Origin of the sequence: Brevibacterium sp. SIMBA_078 (assembly GCF_046534565.1) — a bacterium.
Taxonomy (GTDB): Bacteria; Actinomycetota; Actinomycetes; order Actinomycetales; family Brevibacteriaceae; genus Brevibacterium.
The window spans coordinates 1-295 of sequence record NZ_JAWRYQ010000135.1; the positions used below are offsets into that span (position 1 = coordinate 1).

The 295-nt window shown below is 36.3% G+C and carries 1 protein-coding gene; it reads left to right on the forward strand.

Annotated elements, in window-relative coordinates; all coding sequences use genetic code 11:
- Positions 1-44 precede the first annotated feature (44 nt).
- Positions 45-295: hypothetical protein (locus tag SB749_RS19180; RefSeq protein WP_410711703.1), on the forward strand; the 251-nt coding region annotated here is incomplete at its 3' end.

Sequence of the window (295 nt, forward strand, 5' to 3'; positions counted from 1 at the left end):
CTAATCACACAGAGCTGAGACTGCATGGGACAAGTCGTGGTGAAATGCCTAAAGAAGATGTTGAGCGTATTATTGCAACATACATTCACGACATGCTACAAGAAAACGAGAGAATTGAAGTACCGCTTTATGATGATGGTATTGTCGATTTTAATTTATTAGAGTTTGAGTTCGTTGCATGTCATGGACATCAGATTAAGAATAAGAAGAATGCTATACGTGATCTTTCACAGCTGAAAAGAAAATTCTATGACTATATGTATATTTCACATTTCCATCATGGGAATATGCTGAC